Below are 17672 nucleotides of genomic sequence, written 5' to 3'. Positions count from 1 at the left end.
GGTGGTGAAGGCCCCCTACAGACCATGGGGTTGATAGGCCGGAAGTGTACGCACAGTAATGTGTTCAGCTGACCGGTACTAATGGCCAAAAACTAGCCAAACACTCGCGTCCCTATACGGTTCCCAAACCACCCAAACACAAATAGACCCATCCCGTAATGGGTCCCCCCACAAACGTACGGCGGCCATAGCGGAGGGGAAACGCCCGGCCCCATTCCGAACCCGGAAGCTAAGCCCTCCAGCGCCGATGGTACTGCACCCGAGAGAGTGTGGGAGAGTAGGACACCGCCGACACCACCCAAAAACCCGGTGGCCCCACCCAACAAGGTGGGGCCACCGGCATATACACCCCACAACCCTCGCCCCCAAGCGAGGGTTGTCTTGTGCCCAGATGACACCACGCATGGTTCTAGGTTCACAGGGGTTCCACAAGAGTCACTTTCCACCCATCCCCCTAAGACGACGGGAGAGTGACCAAGTTCTGTTATACGCCGGCTTTGCGCATCGGACCCACAAATCCCTCCGTTACGACCTGTTGCTGTTCGGGTCGTGAACTGAGGAGTCGTGAGAGCACCAAGTGAAGCACAAAGGTGATCATCAGCGCTCCGAGGCCGGACGGGAAATCCCAGGGGAGCGGCATCCAGTACTGGAAGACGATTCCCATGACTGCTCCGATGATGAACGAAATGACAGCTGGCCACCGTACTGGAGGCATGGCGTTCGGGTCCGCGGTGAAGTACTCCTGCTTCCTCACTACGTAGTAATCGGCGAGGATTGGTCCAGCTAGGGGGACGAATGCTGCTCCCAATATCGTAATGAAATCGCCGAAGAAATAGCTGTAAAAGCCCAGTGCTCCGAGTATCGTCCCTAGAATGCCAACCGTAACCACAATCTTGCTTCGATGGATCCGGAAGCCGGCGGATTCCGCGGCTGGACCTACGTAAAGGGCGTTGCAGTACAACTCCGACATGTTTGTCGTCCAGAGCGCTAGAACCCATAGGATCACGCCGAGTGCGGTAAGTAGCGCTCCCTTGGTGACCATCCAAGCGATGAAGTTTGAGTCCCCGGTTGCGATGGAGCCCGTATAACCGATCAGGTTCAACAGAGGGTTGGTGAGAACGAAGCAAGCAGCGGCTCCAATCAACACGTGTCCAGCTCGTTTCGCGTATCGGAAGATGTCCACTCCCATGATGACGCCGGCAATCCAGGCGCCAATAATAATGGTGACTCCCGTTCCCTGAGACATGCCGCTGCGAGTGTTTGCTTCCGCGAGCACATTACTGAAACCACCAAACTCGTTGATCATCATGATTGCGACGACAATAGCGACGATCAGAACGAATGGTGCTGCACCTCCCGAGATCTTCTCTATTGCGGTGATACCTCGCCATGCTGACCAGGTGAATATTGCCCCCCAGAAGAGACACATCAGCACGTACTCGAAAGTGAGATTGTTGATCAGAGTGATTCCTGTAAGTTCGCCAAAAGCGACATCGAAGATCTCTCCGACCATTCCTACGATCGATGCGAACCAGCCAAGGGTCAGTAGAGCCATGATCAGCATTGGTAGGATCATGCCCTTCTTTCCATACGAGATGCGGGAAATCAGAGATAGGTTGAGGCCAGTATTCATAGCAGCTAGACCAAGCGCAAAGGTTAAGAGCACGAGAAGACCTTGTCCCGTGACAATGGCGGTAACGGCCTCTCCAAAGGTCATCCCCGCATTTCCGCCCTGACCAGCGAGCTGACCTCCCACAATGAGACCCGTGGGCACATAACCGAAACCTACCCAGATGACGAACATGGCCCACCACGGTCGGCGAGCCTGCTTCGGGACTGGTTCCAGCATGAACTCCTCATGGTCTTGCGGGTCCAGGCCCAAGTCATGCGTAGTTGTATCTGATACTCGGTTTCCGTCTTCCATGACTCTCTCCTTGCCTAGCAGATGTAACTACATTACGTGATCTGGGTCATATGCGAAAGGTCTGCGTCGTGGTTGAACTGATCTAGTCGCACTTTTGCACGGGTTTCGAAGTGTGAAGGTTCGCCGCTCTAGCTTTGAGAGGTGGAACACACTACCGTTAGGAGTGACCCGAATTCTGAACTGAGGAGCGAGCATGAGCAAGGACGCGCAGCTTGAGAAGAACCACTGGTACCGAAATGACGATATTCCTGGGGTGGCCGGCCCTGATCGTGAGATAGTCGGCTACGGAGAGAAGCCGCCCCGGATCCGCTGGCACAACGATGCCAAGGTCGCAATCAACATCGTCATCAACTACGAAGAAGGTTCTGAAAAGACCTTTGCCATGGGAGATGGGATGAACGACGGCATGTACGAGTTGCCGTTCGAGGTAGATGACCAACGCGACTTAGCCAAAGAGTCGATGTACGAATATGGATCTCGGGCAGGGATCTGGAGGATGTTCCGTACCTTCGATAGATACAACGTTCCGGTGACCATCTTCGGTGCGGCTGTCGCTCTGGAGCGAAACCCGGAAGTCGCCCGTAAGATCAATGAACGCGGGGATGACATCGTTGGACATGGCTATCGCTGGATCGATCACTACGAGTACTCTCGCGAAGAAGAGAGAGAACTCATCCGCATGGCGATGGATTCTTTCCAAAAGACCCTGGGCCGGCAGCCCGAGGGGTGGTACTGCCGTGAGATGTCGGTCAATACGCGAGAACTGCTCGTAGAAGATGGTCGCTTCTTGTTCGACTCTGACTATTACGGGGACGACTTGCCGTTCTGGACCTTCGTCAATGACAAGGCGCACCTCGTCATTCCGTACTCGCTGGTAGTCAACGATTGTCGCTACATCATGGGGACGGGCTTTGCTGCCCCATCCGATTTTGTCGAAGTCGCATCCCGCACCCTCGATCAGCTCCTGGACGATGGAGACGATTGCGGTCGCATGATGTCAATCGGAATCCACCCGCGAATCACCGGCAACCCCGCGCGTATCCACGGCCTGGCGGAGTTCATCAAGTATGCACAGTCCAAGGATGACGTCGTCTTTATGACTCGAACCGATATCGCGAAGTCGTTCATTGACCAAGTGCCGAAGCCCGATCGCCCAGAAGACCGACCCAATAGCTAGCGGAGCGTTTGAGAAGAGCTGTGCCCCCGCGAGATATCGCGGGGGCTCAGTCATTCTGGCTCGAAACAATCCGCAGAAATCTGGGAGGATTGCTACGTGATTTCCTTCCACTACGACTCCGCTGACATTCGTCCGGACATGATCGACGGATTCTTCGTCGGTTGGCCGAGCCCTCCCAACGCTCAGACGCTTATCGACGTGATGGATGGCAGCTACCGTCGGATCTGGGCTGTAGCAGACGGTAAGGTCGTCGGCTATATCAATGCCATAAGCGACGGTGTGTTGAACGCCTTCATTCCTTGGCTCGAAGTTCATCCCGATTACCAGGAACAGGGAATCGGACGGGAACTGGTCGAGCGTATGGTCGCGGAACTAGAGTTGATGTACGCCATCGATCTCATGTGCGACGAGGAATTGATCCCGTACTACGAAAAGCTCGGCTTTATGGCAGCCACGGGAGCGGTTCGGCGCAACCGGACAGCCCTGACCTAACGGGTCCACATACGTAATCAATGACATTCTTCCCCCGCCTGTGACGGAACTTTTCGTCTACTAGGCTATGAGGGGTACATAAACAGATAGAGGACACCATGACTGAACACGACTCTTCCGGTCGTCGAGAAGACGACGGCGACCGATACAACAAGCCCCGCTACGGCAAAGACGGCGGGCGGGAAGGTTACCGGAAGAGCTCGGGATCCTCGTACGGCAATCGCGATGATCGCCAGGGCGGGTACCGCAAGAGCTTCGGCGATCGGGATGACCGCCGCGGTGGCGGCGGTGGTTACCGCAAGAGCTTCGGCGATCGCGATGATCGTCGTGGCGGTTTCCGTAAGGACTTTGGCGACCGCGATGACCGTCGTGGCGGCTATGGCCGGGATCGCGATGATCGCCAGAGCGGGTACCGCAAGAACTACGGTGATCGTGACGATCGTCGTGGCGGTTTCCGTAAGGACTTCGGTGATCGTGATGACCGTCGCGGTGGCTATGGCTGGGATCGCGATGACCGCCGCGGTGGCGGCGGTGGTTACCGCAAGAGCTTCGGCGATCGCGATGATCGTCGTGGCGGGTACCGTAAGGACTTTGGCGACCGCGATGACCGTCGCGGCGGCGGTGGTTACCGTAAGGATTTCGGCGATCGGGATGATCGCCGTGGCGGTGGCTTCCGCAAGGACTTTGGCGACCGCGACGGCCGGCGCGATGATCGGCGCGAAGACCGTGGTGGGTTCCGCGAGGACCGCAGCGGATTCCGCAAGGACCGCGATTTCGAGCGTGATCGCCACCAGCGCGATGAGGCCCCGATCAACACTAAGGGCGATCCCGAGCTGAGCGAAGAGATCACTGCGGACATGCTCGACCCGGCGATGCGCAAGCACCTGCAGACGCTGTCCAAGGACAATGCGGAGCTCGTGGCGCGCCACCTCGTTATGGCGGGCGCGCTCGTCAACGATGATCCGCAGGCGGCGCACGAACACGCGCTGGCGGCGCAGCGGCACGGCGGTCGCGTCGGCATCGTACGCGAGGCTCTCGCGATGACGGCCTACGCCGTCGGGGCGTACAACCTTGCGCTGCGCGAGATCCATGCGCTGCGGCGCCTGACCGGCACGAAGGCGCACGTCGTCATCGAGGCGGATTGCGAACGCGGCATGGGCCGGCCCGAGCGGGCGCTCGACGTCATTGCCGAGGCGGATCGTGAATCGCTGACTGACCAGTTCAAGGTCGAGCTCGCGCTCGTCGAATCTGGGGCGCGCGCGGACCTCGGCGAGTACGAGGCGGGGCTCGCGATCATTGAGGACGAGCTCAGCCAGCCCTACGACGATGAGCTGAAGGCGCGGCTGTATTCGGTCAAGGCCGATCGGCTGGAGGAGCTAGAGCGTGGTGCGGAGGCCGAAGCGGCGCGCGCGACGGCGCTTGAACTCGATCCGGAGGTGCTCGGCGAGCAGGGTCCCGGTGGCGAATCGATCGACGAGGAGATTACCCTCGTCGAAGACGAGTAGGACTCGCGATGAACGCACTCATCGACACCTTTGACCTCGCGCTGTGCGATCTGGACGGGGTGGCGTTTCACGGCTCGGATCCGATCGAAAGCGCGAACCGCGGGATCGCCGCGGCGCGCGCGGCGGGGCTGCCATTCCTGTTCGTGACGAATAATGCGATGCGGACGCCCGACCAGGTGGCCGCCCACCTGAGCCGGCTGGGCGTGCCCACCGAGGCGAAGGACGTCATGACGTCGGCGATGGCGGCCGCGCTGCTGTGCGCTAAGCGCTATGAGCGCGGCACGCTCTGCCTCGTCGTCGGCGGCGATGGGCTGCGCGAGGCGCTCGAAGCCGAGGACATGCGGCTGACGGGCTCGGCCGCGGACCGGCCGCGCGTCGTCGTCCAGGGACTCGCGCGCGACGTCGGCTGGGCGGAGCTGAGTGAGGCCGTGCTCGCGATCAACGCCGGCGCGGATCACATCGCGACGAACCTCGACTCGACGCTGCCGACCGAGCGCGGCTTTGAAATCGGCAATGGCTCGCTCGTGGCCGCCGTCGTCAATGCCACGGGCGTGACGCCGACGTCCACCGGCAAGCCGCAGCCCGAGATCTTCCACACGAGCGCCGCAGCGGCGGGGGCGAAGGCACCCGTCGTCATCGGCGACCGCCTCGATACCGATATCGCCGGGGGCGTCGCGGCCGGCATGCCGAGCATCCACGTACTGACGGGCGTGAGCGATGCGGCCGCGATTGTGCGCGCGGCCCCGCACGAGCGGCCCACCTATCTGCTGACCGACCTCGAGGCGCTCACCGAGCCCTACGAGGACGCGCAGGTTGTGGCGCCCGGGCGGGCGCGCTGCGGGCAGGCGCACGCCGCCGTCATCGATGGCGCGCTGTGCGTCGGCGAGGACGACCAGGTTCTCGCGGAGGACGTCGCCGTCGATGTGGCGACCTACCGGGCGCTCGTCGCCGCCGCGTGGGACGCCGCCGATTCCGGGCACGCGGTTCGCCCCGTGCGCTTTGAGGTGACGCGATGAGCGAGGCGACGCCGAAGGACCACGCGCGGCAGACGGCGAGTACGCAGGAGTTGCTGGCTAGCCTTGAGGAGACGCCGCTTCAGCGGCATCCAGAGGTTTTTAGTGCGATCCACGCCAAGCTGACCGAGACGCTGACCCGCGAGCAGGGCGAGCGCTGATGGCGCGCCTGGCGCGGATCGATGCGGAGCTCGTGCGGCGCCGGCTCGCCGACTCGCGCACGCACGCCCGCGAGCTGATCGAAGCCGGGCGGGTGCGCCTCGATGGCGGGATCGTTGAGAAGCCCGCGCGCCAGGTCAACCCCGCGCAGGCGATCGAGGTCGTGGATGCGCCGGGCGAGAAATGGGCCTCGCGCGGCGCCTACAAACTTCTGGGCGCGCTCGACTACCTGGGGCCGGACGCGCCGCAGATCGAGGGTGTGCGGGCGCTCGATGCGGGCGCCTCGACCGGTGGATTCACCGACGTGCTGCTGCGCCGCGGTGCGGCGAGCGTCGTCGCCGTCGACGTCGGCTACGGTCAGCTCGACTGGCGGCTGCGCTCCGATTCGCGCGTCGAGATCCACGACCGCACGAACGTGCGCACGCTCGATCCCGCGACGGTTGCGCCCGCGCCGAGCCTCGTCGTCGCCGATCTCAGTTTCATTTCGCTGACCCTCGTCATTCCCGCGCTCGCCGCGGCCGCGGCGCCCGCTGCGAGCTACCTGCTCATGGTCAAACCGCAGTTCGAGGTCGGTCGGGAGCGGCTCGGCAAGGGTGGCGTCGTGCGCGATACCGCGCTGCACGCCGAGAGCGTCGCCGCCGTCGCGCAGTGCGCGATCGAGGCTGGGCTGCAGGTGTGGGCGGTGGCGCCCTCGCCACTGCCTGGACCGGCCGGAAACGTGGAATACTTCATTGCGCTAGCCGGCCCCGATGCCGAGCCGCCGCGCGCGGCGCTGACGGGCCCGGACCTCGCCGACGCGATCGCCGCCGCGATTGCGGCCGGACCTGCGGGAAAGGACGCGACATGACACGGATCGGCATCGTCTCGCGCCAGCAAGAATCCGATCTCGCGCGCATCCCGCACGTCGTGCGCCTCGTCGAGGACGCCGGCGGCACCGTCGTCGCCGAGAGCGAACTGCGCACCGCTGACGTCGTGCTGGTCCTTGGCGGCGATGGCACGATCCTGCGCGCGGCCGAGGGCGTGCGCGGCACGGACATCCCCGTCATTGGCGTGAACTTTGGGCACGTCGGATTCCTCGCCGAGGCCGATCCGGAATCGCTCGCCGACGTCGTGGCGCGCCTCGTCGTCCGCGACTTCACCGTCGAAACCCGCATGACGCTCGCCGTGCGTGTCACCCAGCCCGATGGCAGCGTCGAGACCGGGTGGGCGCTGAACGAACTCGCGCTGGAAAAGGTCGAGCGCGCCCGCATGGTTGACCTCACCATCGGGGTCGATGACCACCCGATCTCCTCCTACTCCTGCGATGCCCTTGTCGTCTCCACCCCGACGGGCTCCACCGCCTACGCGTTTTCGGCCGGCGGGCCCGTCGTCTGGCCGAACGTGGAGGCGATCCTCATCGTGCCGATCGCCGCGCACGCGCTTTTCGCCCGGCCGCTCGTCGTCGGCCCCGATTCGACGATCACCGTCGTGATGAACGAGATGGGCTTCGTCGACGGCGAGCTGTGGTGCGATGGCCGGCGGCGTCTTGCCGCGCCCGTTGGCTCTCACATCGAGATCACGCATGCCGAGGAGCCCGTCCACCTTGCGCGGCTGTGGACATCGCCGTTTTCGGGCCGCCTCGTGGCAAAATTTAAGCTCCCCGTCCGCTCGTGGAGGCACCAGGAAAGGCCATGATCGATCAGCTCGCCTGCACCAATATCGGTGTTATCGAACGCGCCGAGCTGTCCTTCGGACCCGGCCTGAGCGTCATTACCGGTGAGACCGGTGCGGGCAAGACGATGCTGCTGACCGCGATCGGGCTCATCGCGGGGGACCGGGCCGACGCCTCCCGGGTTCGCGCGGGCGCCGAGCGCGCGACGGTCGATGCGACGATCTGCGACCCGGACGATCCCGCGGCGCTTGCCGCGCTTGCTGAGCGCGTCGACGGCGAACTTGATGATGGCGCGCTGCTCGTCTCGCGCAGCGTTCCGGCCAGCGGGCGGGCGCGCGCAAGCCTCGGCGGCCGGCCCGTGCCGGCCGGGGTGCTGGCCGAGCTTGCCGAACGCTACGTCACGATCCACGGCCAGGCCGAACAGCTCAAGCTCCGGCGGGCCTCCCACCAGCGCGCGATCCTCGACGCCTATGGCGGCGAGAAGGTCGCGGCCGCCCGCGCCCGGTACGTCGCCGCATTCGATGCCGCGCGCGAGGCCGCCGAGCTGCTTGCCAAGCTGAACGAGTCATCCACCGAGCGGGCGCAACGCGCCGCGGCCCTGCGGGCCGGGATCGCCGCGATCGAGGAGGTCGATCCGAAAGCTGGCGAGGACGACGAGCTTAAGGCCCGCGCCGAGCGCCTGACCAATATCGACGAGCTGCGCCGCGGCGTGGAGACCGCCTACGCGCACCTGGGGGCGCGCGAGGATGCGGCCACCGCCCAGCTCGCCGAGGCCGAACGGGCCCTTGCCAGCGCCAGCCACGTCGATGAGTCGCTCGTCCCGCTGGTCGACCAACTCGACGAGTCTGCCACCGTCATCGCTGACGTCGCGAGCCAGCTCTCCGGGTATTTAGGCGACCTGGACGTCGCGCCCGGCGAGCTCGATCAGATCCACGCCCGCCGCGCGGCGATCACCCAGCTGCTGCGGATCTACGGGCCGGAGATCACCGACGCCCTCGCCTGGCGCGATGATGCGGCGCGTGAGCTCACCGAGCTCGATGACTCTCCGGAGGCCCTCGCCGCCGCGCGCGCCGCGGCCGAACAAACCGCGGCAGCGCTCACGAAGGCGGCAACCGCGCTGCGACAAGCGCGGCGCGCGGCCGCGCAAGAGCTCGGGGCGGCCATCACCGCCGAGCTCGCCGATCTTGCCATGCCGAATGCGCGCGTGCGCATCCGCGTCGAGGAAATCGAGCCTGCCCGCCACGGCGCCGACGAGATAGCCTTCGAACTCGCCGCCCACACGGGCGCCGACTTCCTGCCCATCACCCAGGGCGCCTCCGGCGGTGAACTCTCCCGCCTCATGCTCGCCCTGGAGGTCTGCATTGCCGCGAGCCAGCCCGCGCGCACCTTCGTCTTCGATGAGATCGACGCCGGCATCGGCGGCGAAACCGCGACCCGCGTCGGCAAGCGCCTCGCGCGGCTCGCGGCCCACCACCAGGTCATCGTCGTCACCCACGTCGCCCAGGTCGCGGCCTTCGCCTCGGGCCACATCGTCATTGAAAAGCACGACGGCGCCACCGTCCGCACCACGGCCCGCGCCGTCGAGGGCGACCAGCGCGTCGCCGAGGTCGCCCGCATGCTGGGCGGGACGGACACCGATGTGGCGCTCACACACGCCGCCGAGCTGATCGCGGCCGCCAGCTAGCTCCCGGTATCAAATGCGCCACGATGTGGGCCATGCGCACGCCGCTCGGCTAATCGCGGGGCGAGCCGTGGCACGATAGGCCCGTGAGACTGTTTTCCGCTGGCCGTCGTCCGACCGAAGTCGCCGACGATGGCACCATCACCGGTGCCGTCCAAGTCGACCCGCGTACGAAGGACCTCACCAAGCGGCTACGCCCCGGCGATATCGCCGTCATCGACCACGCGGACCTCGATCGCGTCGCGGCCGAGGCCCTGGCCGCGTGCGCGCCAGCCGCCGTCCTGAACGCCGCGAAGTCGACGACGGGCCGCTACCCGAACCTCGGGCCGGGCATCCTGCTGGATGCCGGCATCCCGCTCATCGACGACCTCGGCGGCACGGTCATGGACCTGAAGAATGGGCAGAGCGTGCGCATCGATGGCGCCGAGGTCTACTCCGATCAGGAACTCGTCGCCGCGGGCGTGCTGCAGGATCGCGACTCGCTGGCCGCCAACATGGCCGAAGCTCGCGCGGGCCTGTCCGTGCAGCTGGAGGCCTTTGCCGCCAACACGATGGACTACCTCAACCGGGAGCGCGACCTGCTGCTGGACGGCGTCGGCATCCCCGTCGTGCGAACCGAGTTCGAAGGGCGGCACGCACTCATCGTCGTGCGCGGGTATCACTACAAGGAAGACCTCGCGATGCTGCGCCCCTACGTGCGCGAGTATCACCCCGTCATTATTGGCGTCGACGGTGGGGCCGACGCCGTGCTGGAGGCGGGGCTCACCCCGGACATGATCGTCGGCGATATGGACTCCGTCTCCGATCGGGCGCTGACCTCTGGCGCCGAGATTGTCGTCCACGCCTACCGCGATGGGCGGGCGCCGGGCAAGCAGCGGGTGGAAGACCTCGGCGTCGAGCACGTCATCTTCCCGGCGGCGGGCACGAGCGAGGACATCGCGATGCTGCTGGCCGATGAGCGCGGCGCGGAGCTCGTCGTCGCCGTCGGTACCCACGCCACCCTCATCGAGTTTTTGGACAAGGGGCGCGCGGGCATGTCCTCCACGTTCCTCACGCGCCTGCGCGTCGGGTCCAAACTCGTCGACGCCAAGGGCGTCTCGCGGCTCTACCGCACCCGGATCTCCACCTGGCAGCTCTTCCTGCTCGCCGTCGCGGGCCTCGTCGCGCTGCTCGTCGCCATCATCTCCACCACCGCCGGGCAGACCTTCCTCGGGCTGTCGGGCGCCTGGTGGGATGACCTGTGGAACTTCATCAAGCACCTTTTTGGCTCCTCGTAACGGTTGGACTCATGATTGATTTTCGCTATCACCTCGTCTCGCTGATCTCGGTGTTCCTGGCCCTCGCGGTCGGCATCGTGCTCGGCGCGGGCCCGCTGCGTGAGGGCATCTCCGATGCCCTGACCGGCCAGGTGCAAGAACTGCGCACGGATCGCGACAAGCTGCGCACTGAGCTCGACGCCGCCGGGCGCGAGGCGCTCGGGCGTGGCAACCTCATCACCGCCGTGCAGCCCGAGGCCGTCAAGGGCGTGCTCGAGGGGCAGAAGGTCGCGATCGTGACGCTGCCGGGCGCGGGCGAGATCGAGCCGATCACCACCGCGCTCACCCAGGCCGGGGCCGCCGTCGTCTCCCAGACGGAGGTCAGCGAGGCCATGGTCGATGCCGAAACCGCGACGTTCCGCTCCTCCTTCGCCTCCCAGTTGACGACCTACCTGGAGACGGAACCCGCCGCTGATGCCTCCACCGAGGAGATCCTCGGGCAGGCGCTCGCCTCCTCCTTCGCCCTGGCGGGCAGCGATCAGCAGCGCGCGACGACGCTGACGGAATTCCTCACGACGAACGACCCCGCGTTTGCGACCATCGTGACGCCGAGCGCCGAGGCCGCCACCGCGATCGTCGTCATCGGAGCGCCGCACGCCGAGGTCAAGCCTGCCGACGCCGAAACCGTGCGCGAGCTCGGCCGGTCCTACACCCGCGTCGCGAACGGCATGGCCGCGGTGCTGCCGACGCTCGTCGTCGGATCCGCGCAGGCCGATACCGACCTCGTGGCGCTGCTGCGCGCCTCCGCGATGGCCGAGACCCTGCCGGCCGTGGACTCCGTCGCCTCGCCGGTCGCAGCAATCAATGCGCCGCGGGCGCTCGCCGAGCGCCTCGGCGGTGGCGCCGGCCAGTACGGCATCGAGACCGGGGCCACGGCGCCGCTCGCGCCGCATACCGTGGCGCCGCAGCCGACGCCGCCGGCCGCCGAGCCCGAGGGCGCGGAGCCGAGCGAGAGCCCCACGAGCGAGGAATAGTGCTCACCGCTCTCGCCGCGGGCGGGGCCGCTGCCGCAACCGCGCTCGCCACCCGCACCATCGACGACGGCGCCCTCGCGCAGGCCTTCGCCCGCACCAACCACGCCGGAGCGAGCGTGAGCCTGTCCGAAGGCGTCGGCCTTGCCGCCGGGACGCTTGCCACCGCGCTCATCACCCGCGATGATGCGGCGCTGCTCGCAGCGGCCGCCGGCGCGGGCTTCGGCGCGCTCGACGACCACCGCGAGTCCGGCAACGCCAAGGGGCTAAAGGGCCACCTGCGCTCGCTCGCGCGCGGCACGCTCACCACCGGCGGCGCCAAGCTCGTCGGCATCTCCGCGGCGGCGGGACTCGCCGCGCTCATGATCGGGCGCGACCGCGGGGCACGCGGCCTCGCGCGCCTCATGGATGCGGGCATCGACGCCGCGCTCATCGCGGGCAGCGCGAACCTCATCAACCTGCTCGACCTGCGGCCCGGGCGGGCACTCAAGGGCGCGGGCGCCCTCACCGCGCTGGCGGCGCTGCTCGCCGAGGACCGTGGCGAGATCCGCGCGGATATCGCGGGCCTTGCTGCGACGATAGCTACGGCCGCCCCCGGGGACCTTGCGGGCGAGAAAATGATGGGCGATACCGGGGCGAATGCGCTCGGAGCCGCCACCGGTGTGCTGCTGGCCCGCGGGATGTCGCGGCCCGTGCGGGTCGCCGCGGCGAGCGCCATCGTCGGGCTGATCCTGGCAAGCGAGAAGGTCTCCTTCAGCGCCGTCATCGACGCCAACCCGGCGCTGTCCGCGATCGACCGGTGGGGCCGGGGCTAGCCGATGCGCCGCCCGGTGCTGAGCTCGATCCTCGGGGCCGCGTCGATGATCGCCATCATCACGCTCGCCTCGCGCATCGTCGGCTTTGTGCGCTGGCTCGTCCAGTCCTGGACGCTGCACGGCGGCTCGCCGACCGCGGGCGGCTACGCGGCGGCAAACCAGATCCCGAACGTGCTGTTCGAGGTCGCCGCCGGGGGCGCGCTCGCCGGGGTTGTCGTGCCGATCATCGCCGCGCCGCTGGCCAAACACCTCAAGGGCGATGTCAACCGCTGCGCGTCGGCGCTGCTGACCTATACGCTCGCGATCCTTGGGCCGCTGGCGATCCTCGTCTTCCTGCTGGCCGAACCGATCGCCCACCTGCTGCCGCCGCCGGCCGGCGCGAGCCCAGAACTCGCCGCGGCGCAATACGCTTTCATGGCGAGGCTGCTCGCGATCTTCGCGTGGCAGATCCCGCTGTACGGGATTTCCATCGTGCTATCGGGCATCCTGCAGGCGCATCGCTCCTTCTTCTGGCCCGCGATCGCGCCGCTACTCAGCTCGCTCGTGGTCATGGCCTCCTACCTCTACTTCGGTTTCCTCGCCGCGGGGCATCAGGACAATCCGGGCGCACTGTCCGACCTCGCCGTCAACGTGCTTGGCTGGGGAACGACGCTCGGGGTGGCGGCGCTGTCCCTGCCGCTGTTTGTACCGGCCTGGCGGCGCGGCGTGCGCTTTACGCCGACGTTTTCCTTTCCCGATGGCGTGGCAGCCAAGGCGGGTCGGCTCGCGAGCGCGGGCATCGGCGTGCTGCTTGCGCAGCAGGCCTCCGTCGTCGCCATTTTGTGGCTCTCGCCTTTTGGTGGGGATGCGGGCACGCTCTCAATTTGGCAGTTAGCGCAGGCCGTCTACTTCCTGCCGTATGCGATCGGTATCGTTCCACTCGTGACGGCGGTCTTCCCGGCGCTGTCGGCGGCCGTGGCAGAAGAGCGCCACGAACGTGCGGCCCAACTCGTCTCGCGCTCGACGCGGCTCATCCTCGCGGTCTCGATCGCGGGTGTGGCGGTCTTGATCGCCTCCGCTCCAGCCGTCCCGACCCTGTTTCGCGTAGGGGACGAGATGGCTGCGGCAATCTATGCCGTTGCACCCGCCCTGCCCGGATTTGCGCTGCTGTTGCATTTCACCCGGGTGCTTTACGCCTTCGACCGGTCCGGGCTCGCGGTCGTCGCGGGCGTGATCGGGTGGGGGAGCGTCACGCTGGCCGCCGTCATCGGGGTGCTCCTCGTGCGCGGTGAAACGGGAGAGCGTACCCAGACCCTCATAGCGTTTGGGATCGCGCATGCCATCGGCTTGAGCCTCGCGTCGATCATCTTGTGGCTCGGGGTGCGGCGTGCCGCGGGAGCCGACGCGTTTGTGGGCGTCGTGCGTTCGGTCGGCATTGCGATTGCGCCGGCCGCGATTGGCGCAGCTCTTGGCTACTTCGCGACGACCGCGATCATGGGCGAGCAGCCCGGAGTCGCGCTCGCTACCGTCGCTGCCGGTATTGGAGCGCTCATCCCGCTCGTGCTCGTTGCCGTGAGTATCTACGGTGCAGATAGGAACGCGTTGAAGGCGGTGAGGGCATAGTGCGCATCATCGAGATGACCGGCACGACATCTGGGGGAGTGCGCTCCCACCTCATTGATGTCCTCGGGCTGCTCACCAGCCACCACGAGGTCGCATTGCTGGCGCCATCGTCGGTGCTGGAGTCCTTGTCGCCGGCTGAGATGTCCGGGGCGCGTGCCGTGCCCGTTGAGATCGCGGCGAAACCCACGAGCCGTGATGTGCGGTCCATTGCGACCGTCCGGACCTGGGCGCGGAACGCGGATGTGATTCACGCTCATACGCTGCGAGCTGGTGCGCTCGCCGTTCTGGCGTGCGTGGCACTCTCTGATCCGCCGCGCATCGTCGTCACGCTCCACAACATGCCGGTCGGCTCTGCTGCCGTGCGGGCAACCGGTGAGGCGCTGTTTAGGGTGGTGGCAGCCGGCGCCGATCGTGTCCTCGGTGTCTCACCCGATTTGGTCGATAAGGCGCTTGAGTTAGGAACGATTGCGGATCTGGCGATCGTTCCCGCTCGCCCCACGCCGCTCGTCGTGACGGGCCCGCAGACTCGTGATGCAGCAACCCTGCTCACCGTTGGACGGCTCAGTCACCAAAAGGGTCTCGACATCCTGCTTGATGCCGCGGAGATCGTGGGGGAGAAGGTTCTAAACGTTCGTTGGCTCGTCGCGGGTGATGGCCCATACTTCGACGAGCTCGCAGCCGAGATCGAGGAACGCCAGCTGCCCGTCGAGCTCCTTGGCCGGCGCGATGACGTCGCGGAACTGCTGAATCGCACCACCCTCGCTGTTCAGACGTCTCGGTGGGAGGGCCAGCCCGTCGCCGTCCAAGAAGCGCTTCACGCGGGCACAGCGCTGGTCGCCACCGATGTCGGCGGAACCCGCGTCGTCGTGGGGGAGAACTATCCGCTCGTTGCCCCAAATCCCGATGCCATCGCGAAAGACATCATCGAGCTGCTACTTGAGCCGAACAAACTCGAGCAGCGCAGCGAACTCAGCCGCGCGAGAGCACAGACGCTGCCCGGGCTAGCCGAGCTCGCTGGCCAGTTGACCAACGAGCTTCGACTATTTCCGCCGGTTAATCGGTAGGGTTGGTTACTTCTTCTGACCCGTGATCTCTACAACGTGTGCTGTTACCGCTGGTACAGTCGTCGATCCATCCATCGTGGTGGAGTATGAGAACGCTTCTCTTACCTCGACGTAGAGGGTGACCAGATCATCAGTGACAACGGTGGTCTCGATGTCGTCTCCAGGTATCACGAGGGTGTTCACGGGGTAGTCATACCACCGGCGCTTCTTCTCGCCTGACGTGTGTGCGCGGAACGCGGGTGCGGTGTTCGCGTCGGCCTGAGTGACATAGCCGTAGATCACGTACTTTTTACCAACGTAATCCCCCGGCTTTTGTTCCACAATCTTCCAGTCGCGTTCGCTGATCGCTTCGTAGGTGGATTTATCCTTGAGTGCAGCTTTCGCTTTGGCCTCTGCGGCAGCCTTGGCAGCTGCCTCCTATGCTGCCTTCTTTTCTTCCTCTGCCCGTCGCTGTCGCTCTTCTTCCTCCTTGGGTTCCTTTTCCTTGCGCTCGGCTTCGAGCTGCTCGGCGGATTTTGTCGGAGTAGGTGACGCAGTCGCTTTGGCTTGGCTCATCGCTGTCGGAGCAGGAGCCGTCTTCTCCTCGGTCGGTGCACCGCCCATAGCAGCCTGGGCAATATTGCCGGTTACCGAGATAGCCAAGAGAGCTGCAAGTCCGAGGGTCAGAGGTGAAAACCGACGGGCTTTTGGCTCGGCTTCGGCGGGAGCGACTTCTTCTTGCGAGGATTGCGCAGCGGTATCGGGATGATCAGGATTGGTGTCGTCAATCCAGAATTCCCAACCCTCCGGTGCCGGTTCCCAGTCGGATGGGGGCTGCCAGCCGGGAAGGGGAGTCCATCCGTCGGGGGGTGTCCCTATGGTGGTTGTCAAGCAGCTGCAGAGATTCGGGGCTCGTATAGCGTGCCTGTTTTCATCATCGCGTACATGACGTTCAGTCGGCGACGCGCCAAGCACATGACCGCCGCGTTGTGGCGCTTGCCCTCGGCTCTCTTCCGCTCGTAATACGCCTTCGACAGCGGGTCGTGGCATGAGGCGACCCACGCGGACCGGAACAAAGCGTTCTTCAACCGCTTGTTCCCAGCGCGGGCGGGGAACTCACCTCGGATGGACGTCCCGGACCGTCGGGTCACTGGGGCGATCCCGGCGTAGGCGGCCAGGTGTCCTGGGCTTGGGAACGCGGACATGTCGCCGGCGGCCAGGAGGATCTGCGCTGCGGTCTTGACCCCGACTCCCGGCATTGACGTCAAGACCGTGGAAAGAGGGAAGTCGTCGACCAGCTTCTCGACCTCTTCGGCAACGATGTCCCGCTGGTGCTTGAGCTCTTTGATCTGTGCTGCGACCCTCGGGATGACGAGCTCGACAGCTTCTGCACCGGGCACCGTGACAGTCTGCTCAGACAGTGCCGTGAAAACCTGGTCGATGAGTGGGCCCGGGTCTTTCCTGCTGTGGTTACGTGCCCACCGCTTCACCCCGGCCTTCCCAGCAGCCTTGAGTCCGGCGGGTCCGTGGTAACGGATGAACAGATCCAACACGATCGCCCGGGTGAGGACGACACCAGGGAAAACGCGTTCCAAAGATGGGTAGATCTGGACCAGAAGGGACCGCAGACGGTTGATCGCGCGCGTCGACTCGCGAGCGAGGTCCTCGTCGAACCCGGACAGCACCTTCAGCGCCGATAAGACCTCGGAGTTGCGGTCCACGGCTCGGAGCGTGTGTGGCATTGTCCTGGCGGTATCGGCGATGATGAACGCGTCCCTGGCGTCGGTCTTCGACCGTCCCGGATACAGGTCCGCGGCTTTGCGCATCGCCAGCCCGGGTAGGTATGCGACTCCCGCGCCGAGATCGCGAGCGACAGCGATCGGCAATGCCCCGATCGTGTTCGGCTGGTCAACGACGACGAGCACCGAACCGTGCTGCTGAAGATTGGTGATGACTTTCCGCAGCGCGGTCTCATCTTGGGGCAGCTCGCGGTCGTACACGCGTTGCCCGTCGGCAGTGAGAGCGCATCCGTGGTGGGTGGACTTCCCGACGTCGAGTCCCAGTGTGATGGCGTATTCGGTTGTCATGACAGGCTCCCTTGTCCTGCTTGTATCCCTGGCCGCTGGTGTCATGACACCCGATGCTGGCACCCACGTTACGAAGAGACCTCAACCGAAGTCGGGCCGTGTCCCTATCAGCAGTCAACGCGCGTCCTGGACCCCTGGCGGCAACACCCCCCGGATCATCGATGACAGGGCAAGACAGCCATACCAGGGCCAGCGACCAGATCCTCTGGTGAGGACCTACCAATAAATGTAACGGG

18 protein-coding genes and 2 rRNA genes are annotated in these 17672 nt (G+C 65.5%); 15 read left to right on the top strand and 5 right to left on the bottom strand.

Translation table 11 applies throughout. The features are described from left to right. Together BLU67_RS11665 and rrf are read left to right on the top strand one after the other, a co-directional pair. A 23S ribosomal RNA gene (locus BLU67_RS11665) occupies positions 1–101 on the top strand; the annotation flags it as partial. Between the two features lie 76 nt (positions 102–177). Next, positions 178–294: ribosomal RNA gene (rrf, locus tag BLU67_RS11660) — 5S ribosomal RNA — on the top strand. 190 nt (positions 295–484) lie between these two features. Here rrf and BLU67_RS11655 read toward each other — a convergent pair. Beyond that, complete coding sequence (locus BLU67_RS11655; RefSeq protein ID WP_092566139.1) at positions 485–1924, bottom strand: purine-cytosine permease family protein; 1440 nt, start codon at positions 1922–1924, stop codon at positions 485–487. A 193-nt stretch (positions 1925–2117) separates the two neighbouring features. Between BLU67_RS11655 and BLU67_RS11650 the strand changes: the two genes are divergently transcribed. Next, positions 2118–3101: a polysaccharide deacetylase family protein gene (locus BLU67_RS11650; protein ID WP_092566137.1), complete on the top strand. Its 984-nt coding sequence runs from the start codon at positions 2118–2120 to the stop codon at positions 3099–3101. A 96-nt stretch (positions 3102–3197) separates the two neighbouring features. Next, positions 3198–3593, top strand: coding sequence for a GNAT family N-acetyltransferase (locus BLU67_RS11645; protein ID WP_222842495.1), 396 nt, complete (start codon positions 3198–3200; stop codon positions 3591–3593). Between the two features lie 65 nt (positions 3594–3658). On the opposite strand, the gene BLU67_RS11640 is transcribed toward BLU67_RS11645, so the two are convergent. Beyond that, positions 3659–4477 (bottom strand): hypothetical protein, encoded by an 819-nt coding sequence (locus tag BLU67_RS11640; protein WP_092566135.1) that lies wholly within the window; start codon positions 4475–4477, stop codon positions 3659–3661. Here BLU67_RS11640 and BLU67_RS11635 point away from each other — a divergent pair. The 11 genes from BLU67_RS11635 (at position 4451) to BLU67_RS11590 (ending at position 15370) form a co-directional block, all read left to right on the top strand. Beyond that, positions 4451–5098 carry a hypothetical protein gene (locus BLU67_RS11635; RefSeq protein WP_143027436.1) on the top strand — a complete coding sequence of 216 codons (648 nt, stop codon included), beginning with the start codon at positions 4451–4453 and terminating at the stop codon, positions 5096–5098. The genes BLU67_RS11640 and BLU67_RS11635 overlap by 27 nt on opposite strands. 8 nt (positions 5099–5106) lie before the next feature. Further along, on the top strand, positions 5107–6114 hold the full coding sequence (locus BLU67_RS11630; protein ID WP_092566131.1) for an HAD-IIA family hydrolase: 1008 nt from the start codon (positions 5107–5109) through the stop codon (positions 6112–6114). After that, positions 6111–6272: a hypothetical protein gene (locus BLU67_RS12335; protein ID WP_176780802.1), complete on the top strand. Its 162-nt coding sequence runs from the start codon at positions 6111–6113 to the stop codon at positions 6270–6272. The genes BLU67_RS11630 and BLU67_RS12335 overlap by 4 nt, the downstream gene beginning before the upstream one ends. Then, positions 6272–7117: a TlyA family RNA methyltransferase gene (locus BLU67_RS11625; RefSeq protein ID WP_092566129.1), complete on the top strand. Its 846-nt coding sequence runs from the start codon at positions 6272–6274 to the stop codon at positions 7115–7117. Before BLU67_RS12335 ends, BLU67_RS11625 begins: the two co-directional genes overlap by 1 nt. Then, positions 7114–7944: an NAD kinase gene (locus BLU67_RS11620; RefSeq protein WP_092566127.1), complete on the top strand. Its 831-nt coding sequence runs from the start codon at positions 7114–7116 to the stop codon at positions 7942–7944. The genes BLU67_RS11625 and BLU67_RS11620 overlap by 4 nt, the downstream gene beginning before the upstream one ends. After that, on the top strand, positions 7941–9605 hold the full coding sequence (recN, locus tag BLU67_RS11615; protein ID WP_092566125.1) for a DNA repair protein RecN: 1665 nt from the start codon (positions 7941–7943) through the stop codon (positions 9603–9605). Before BLU67_RS11620 ends, recN begins: the two co-directional genes overlap by 4 nt. Before the next feature lie 89 nt (positions 9606–9694). Next, positions 9695–10879 carry a putative cytokinetic ring protein SteA gene (gene steA, locus BLU67_RS11610; RefSeq protein ID WP_092566141.1) on the top strand — a complete coding sequence of 395 codons (1185 nt, stop codon included), beginning with the start codon at positions 9695–9697 and terminating at the stop codon, positions 10877–10879. 11 nt (positions 10880–10890) lie between these two features. Then, entirely contained in the window at positions 10891–11892 is a 1002-nt protein-coding gene (locus BLU67_RS11605; RefSeq protein WP_092566123.1) for a copper transporter, read from the top strand. Beyond that, entirely contained in the window at positions 11892–12704 is an 813-nt protein-coding gene (locus BLU67_RS11600; protein WP_092566121.1) for a hypothetical protein, read from the top strand. Before BLU67_RS11605 ends, BLU67_RS11600 begins: the two co-directional genes overlap by 1 nt. 3 nt (positions 12705–12707) lie before the next feature. Next, on the top strand, positions 12708–14306 hold the full coding sequence (gene murJ, locus BLU67_RS11595) for a murein biosynthesis integral membrane protein MurJ (protein ID WP_092566119.1): 1599 nt from the start codon (positions 12708–12710) through the stop codon (positions 14304–14306). Beyond that, complete coding sequence (locus BLU67_RS11590; protein WP_092566117.1) at positions 14306–15370, top strand: glycosyltransferase; 1065 nt, start codon at positions 14306–14308, stop codon at positions 15368–15370. Before murJ ends, BLU67_RS11590 begins: the two co-directional genes overlap by 1 nt. A 6-nt stretch (positions 15371–15376) precedes the next feature. On the opposite strand, the gene BLU67_RS11585 is transcribed toward BLU67_RS11590, so the two are convergent. From BLU67_RS11585 to BLU67_RS11580, 3 genes are all read right to left on the bottom strand, one after another. Continuing rightward, the gene (locus BLU67_RS11585; protein ID WP_092566115.1) at positions 15377–15691 is read right to left on the bottom strand and encodes a hypothetical protein; all 315 of its coding nucleotides are present in this window, start codon (positions 15689–15691) and stop codon (positions 15377–15379) included. A 96-nt stretch (positions 15692–15787) separates the two neighbouring features. After that, positions 15788–16240, bottom strand: a complete 453-nt coding sequence (locus BLU67_RS12190; RefSeq protein ID WP_143027435.1) for a hypothetical protein — start codon at positions 16238–16240, stop codon at positions 15788–15790. After that, on the bottom strand, positions 16237–17436 hold the full coding sequence (locus tag BLU67_RS11580) for an IS110 family RNA-guided transposase (RefSeq protein WP_092562778.1): 1200 nt from the start codon (positions 17434–17436) through the stop codon (positions 16237–16239). Before BLU67_RS11580 ends, BLU67_RS12190 begins: the two co-directional genes overlap by 4 nt. Positions 17437–17672 lie beyond the last annotated feature (236 nt).

This window comes from Bowdeniella nasicola (assembly GCF_900107735.1).
GTDB lineage: Bacteria > Actinomycetota > Actinomycetes > Actinomycetales > Actinomycetaceae > Bowdeniella > Bowdeniella massiliensis.
The sequence above is the reverse complement of the archived record's forward strand: the minus strand, read 5'-3'. Positions and strand labels throughout refer to the sequence as shown.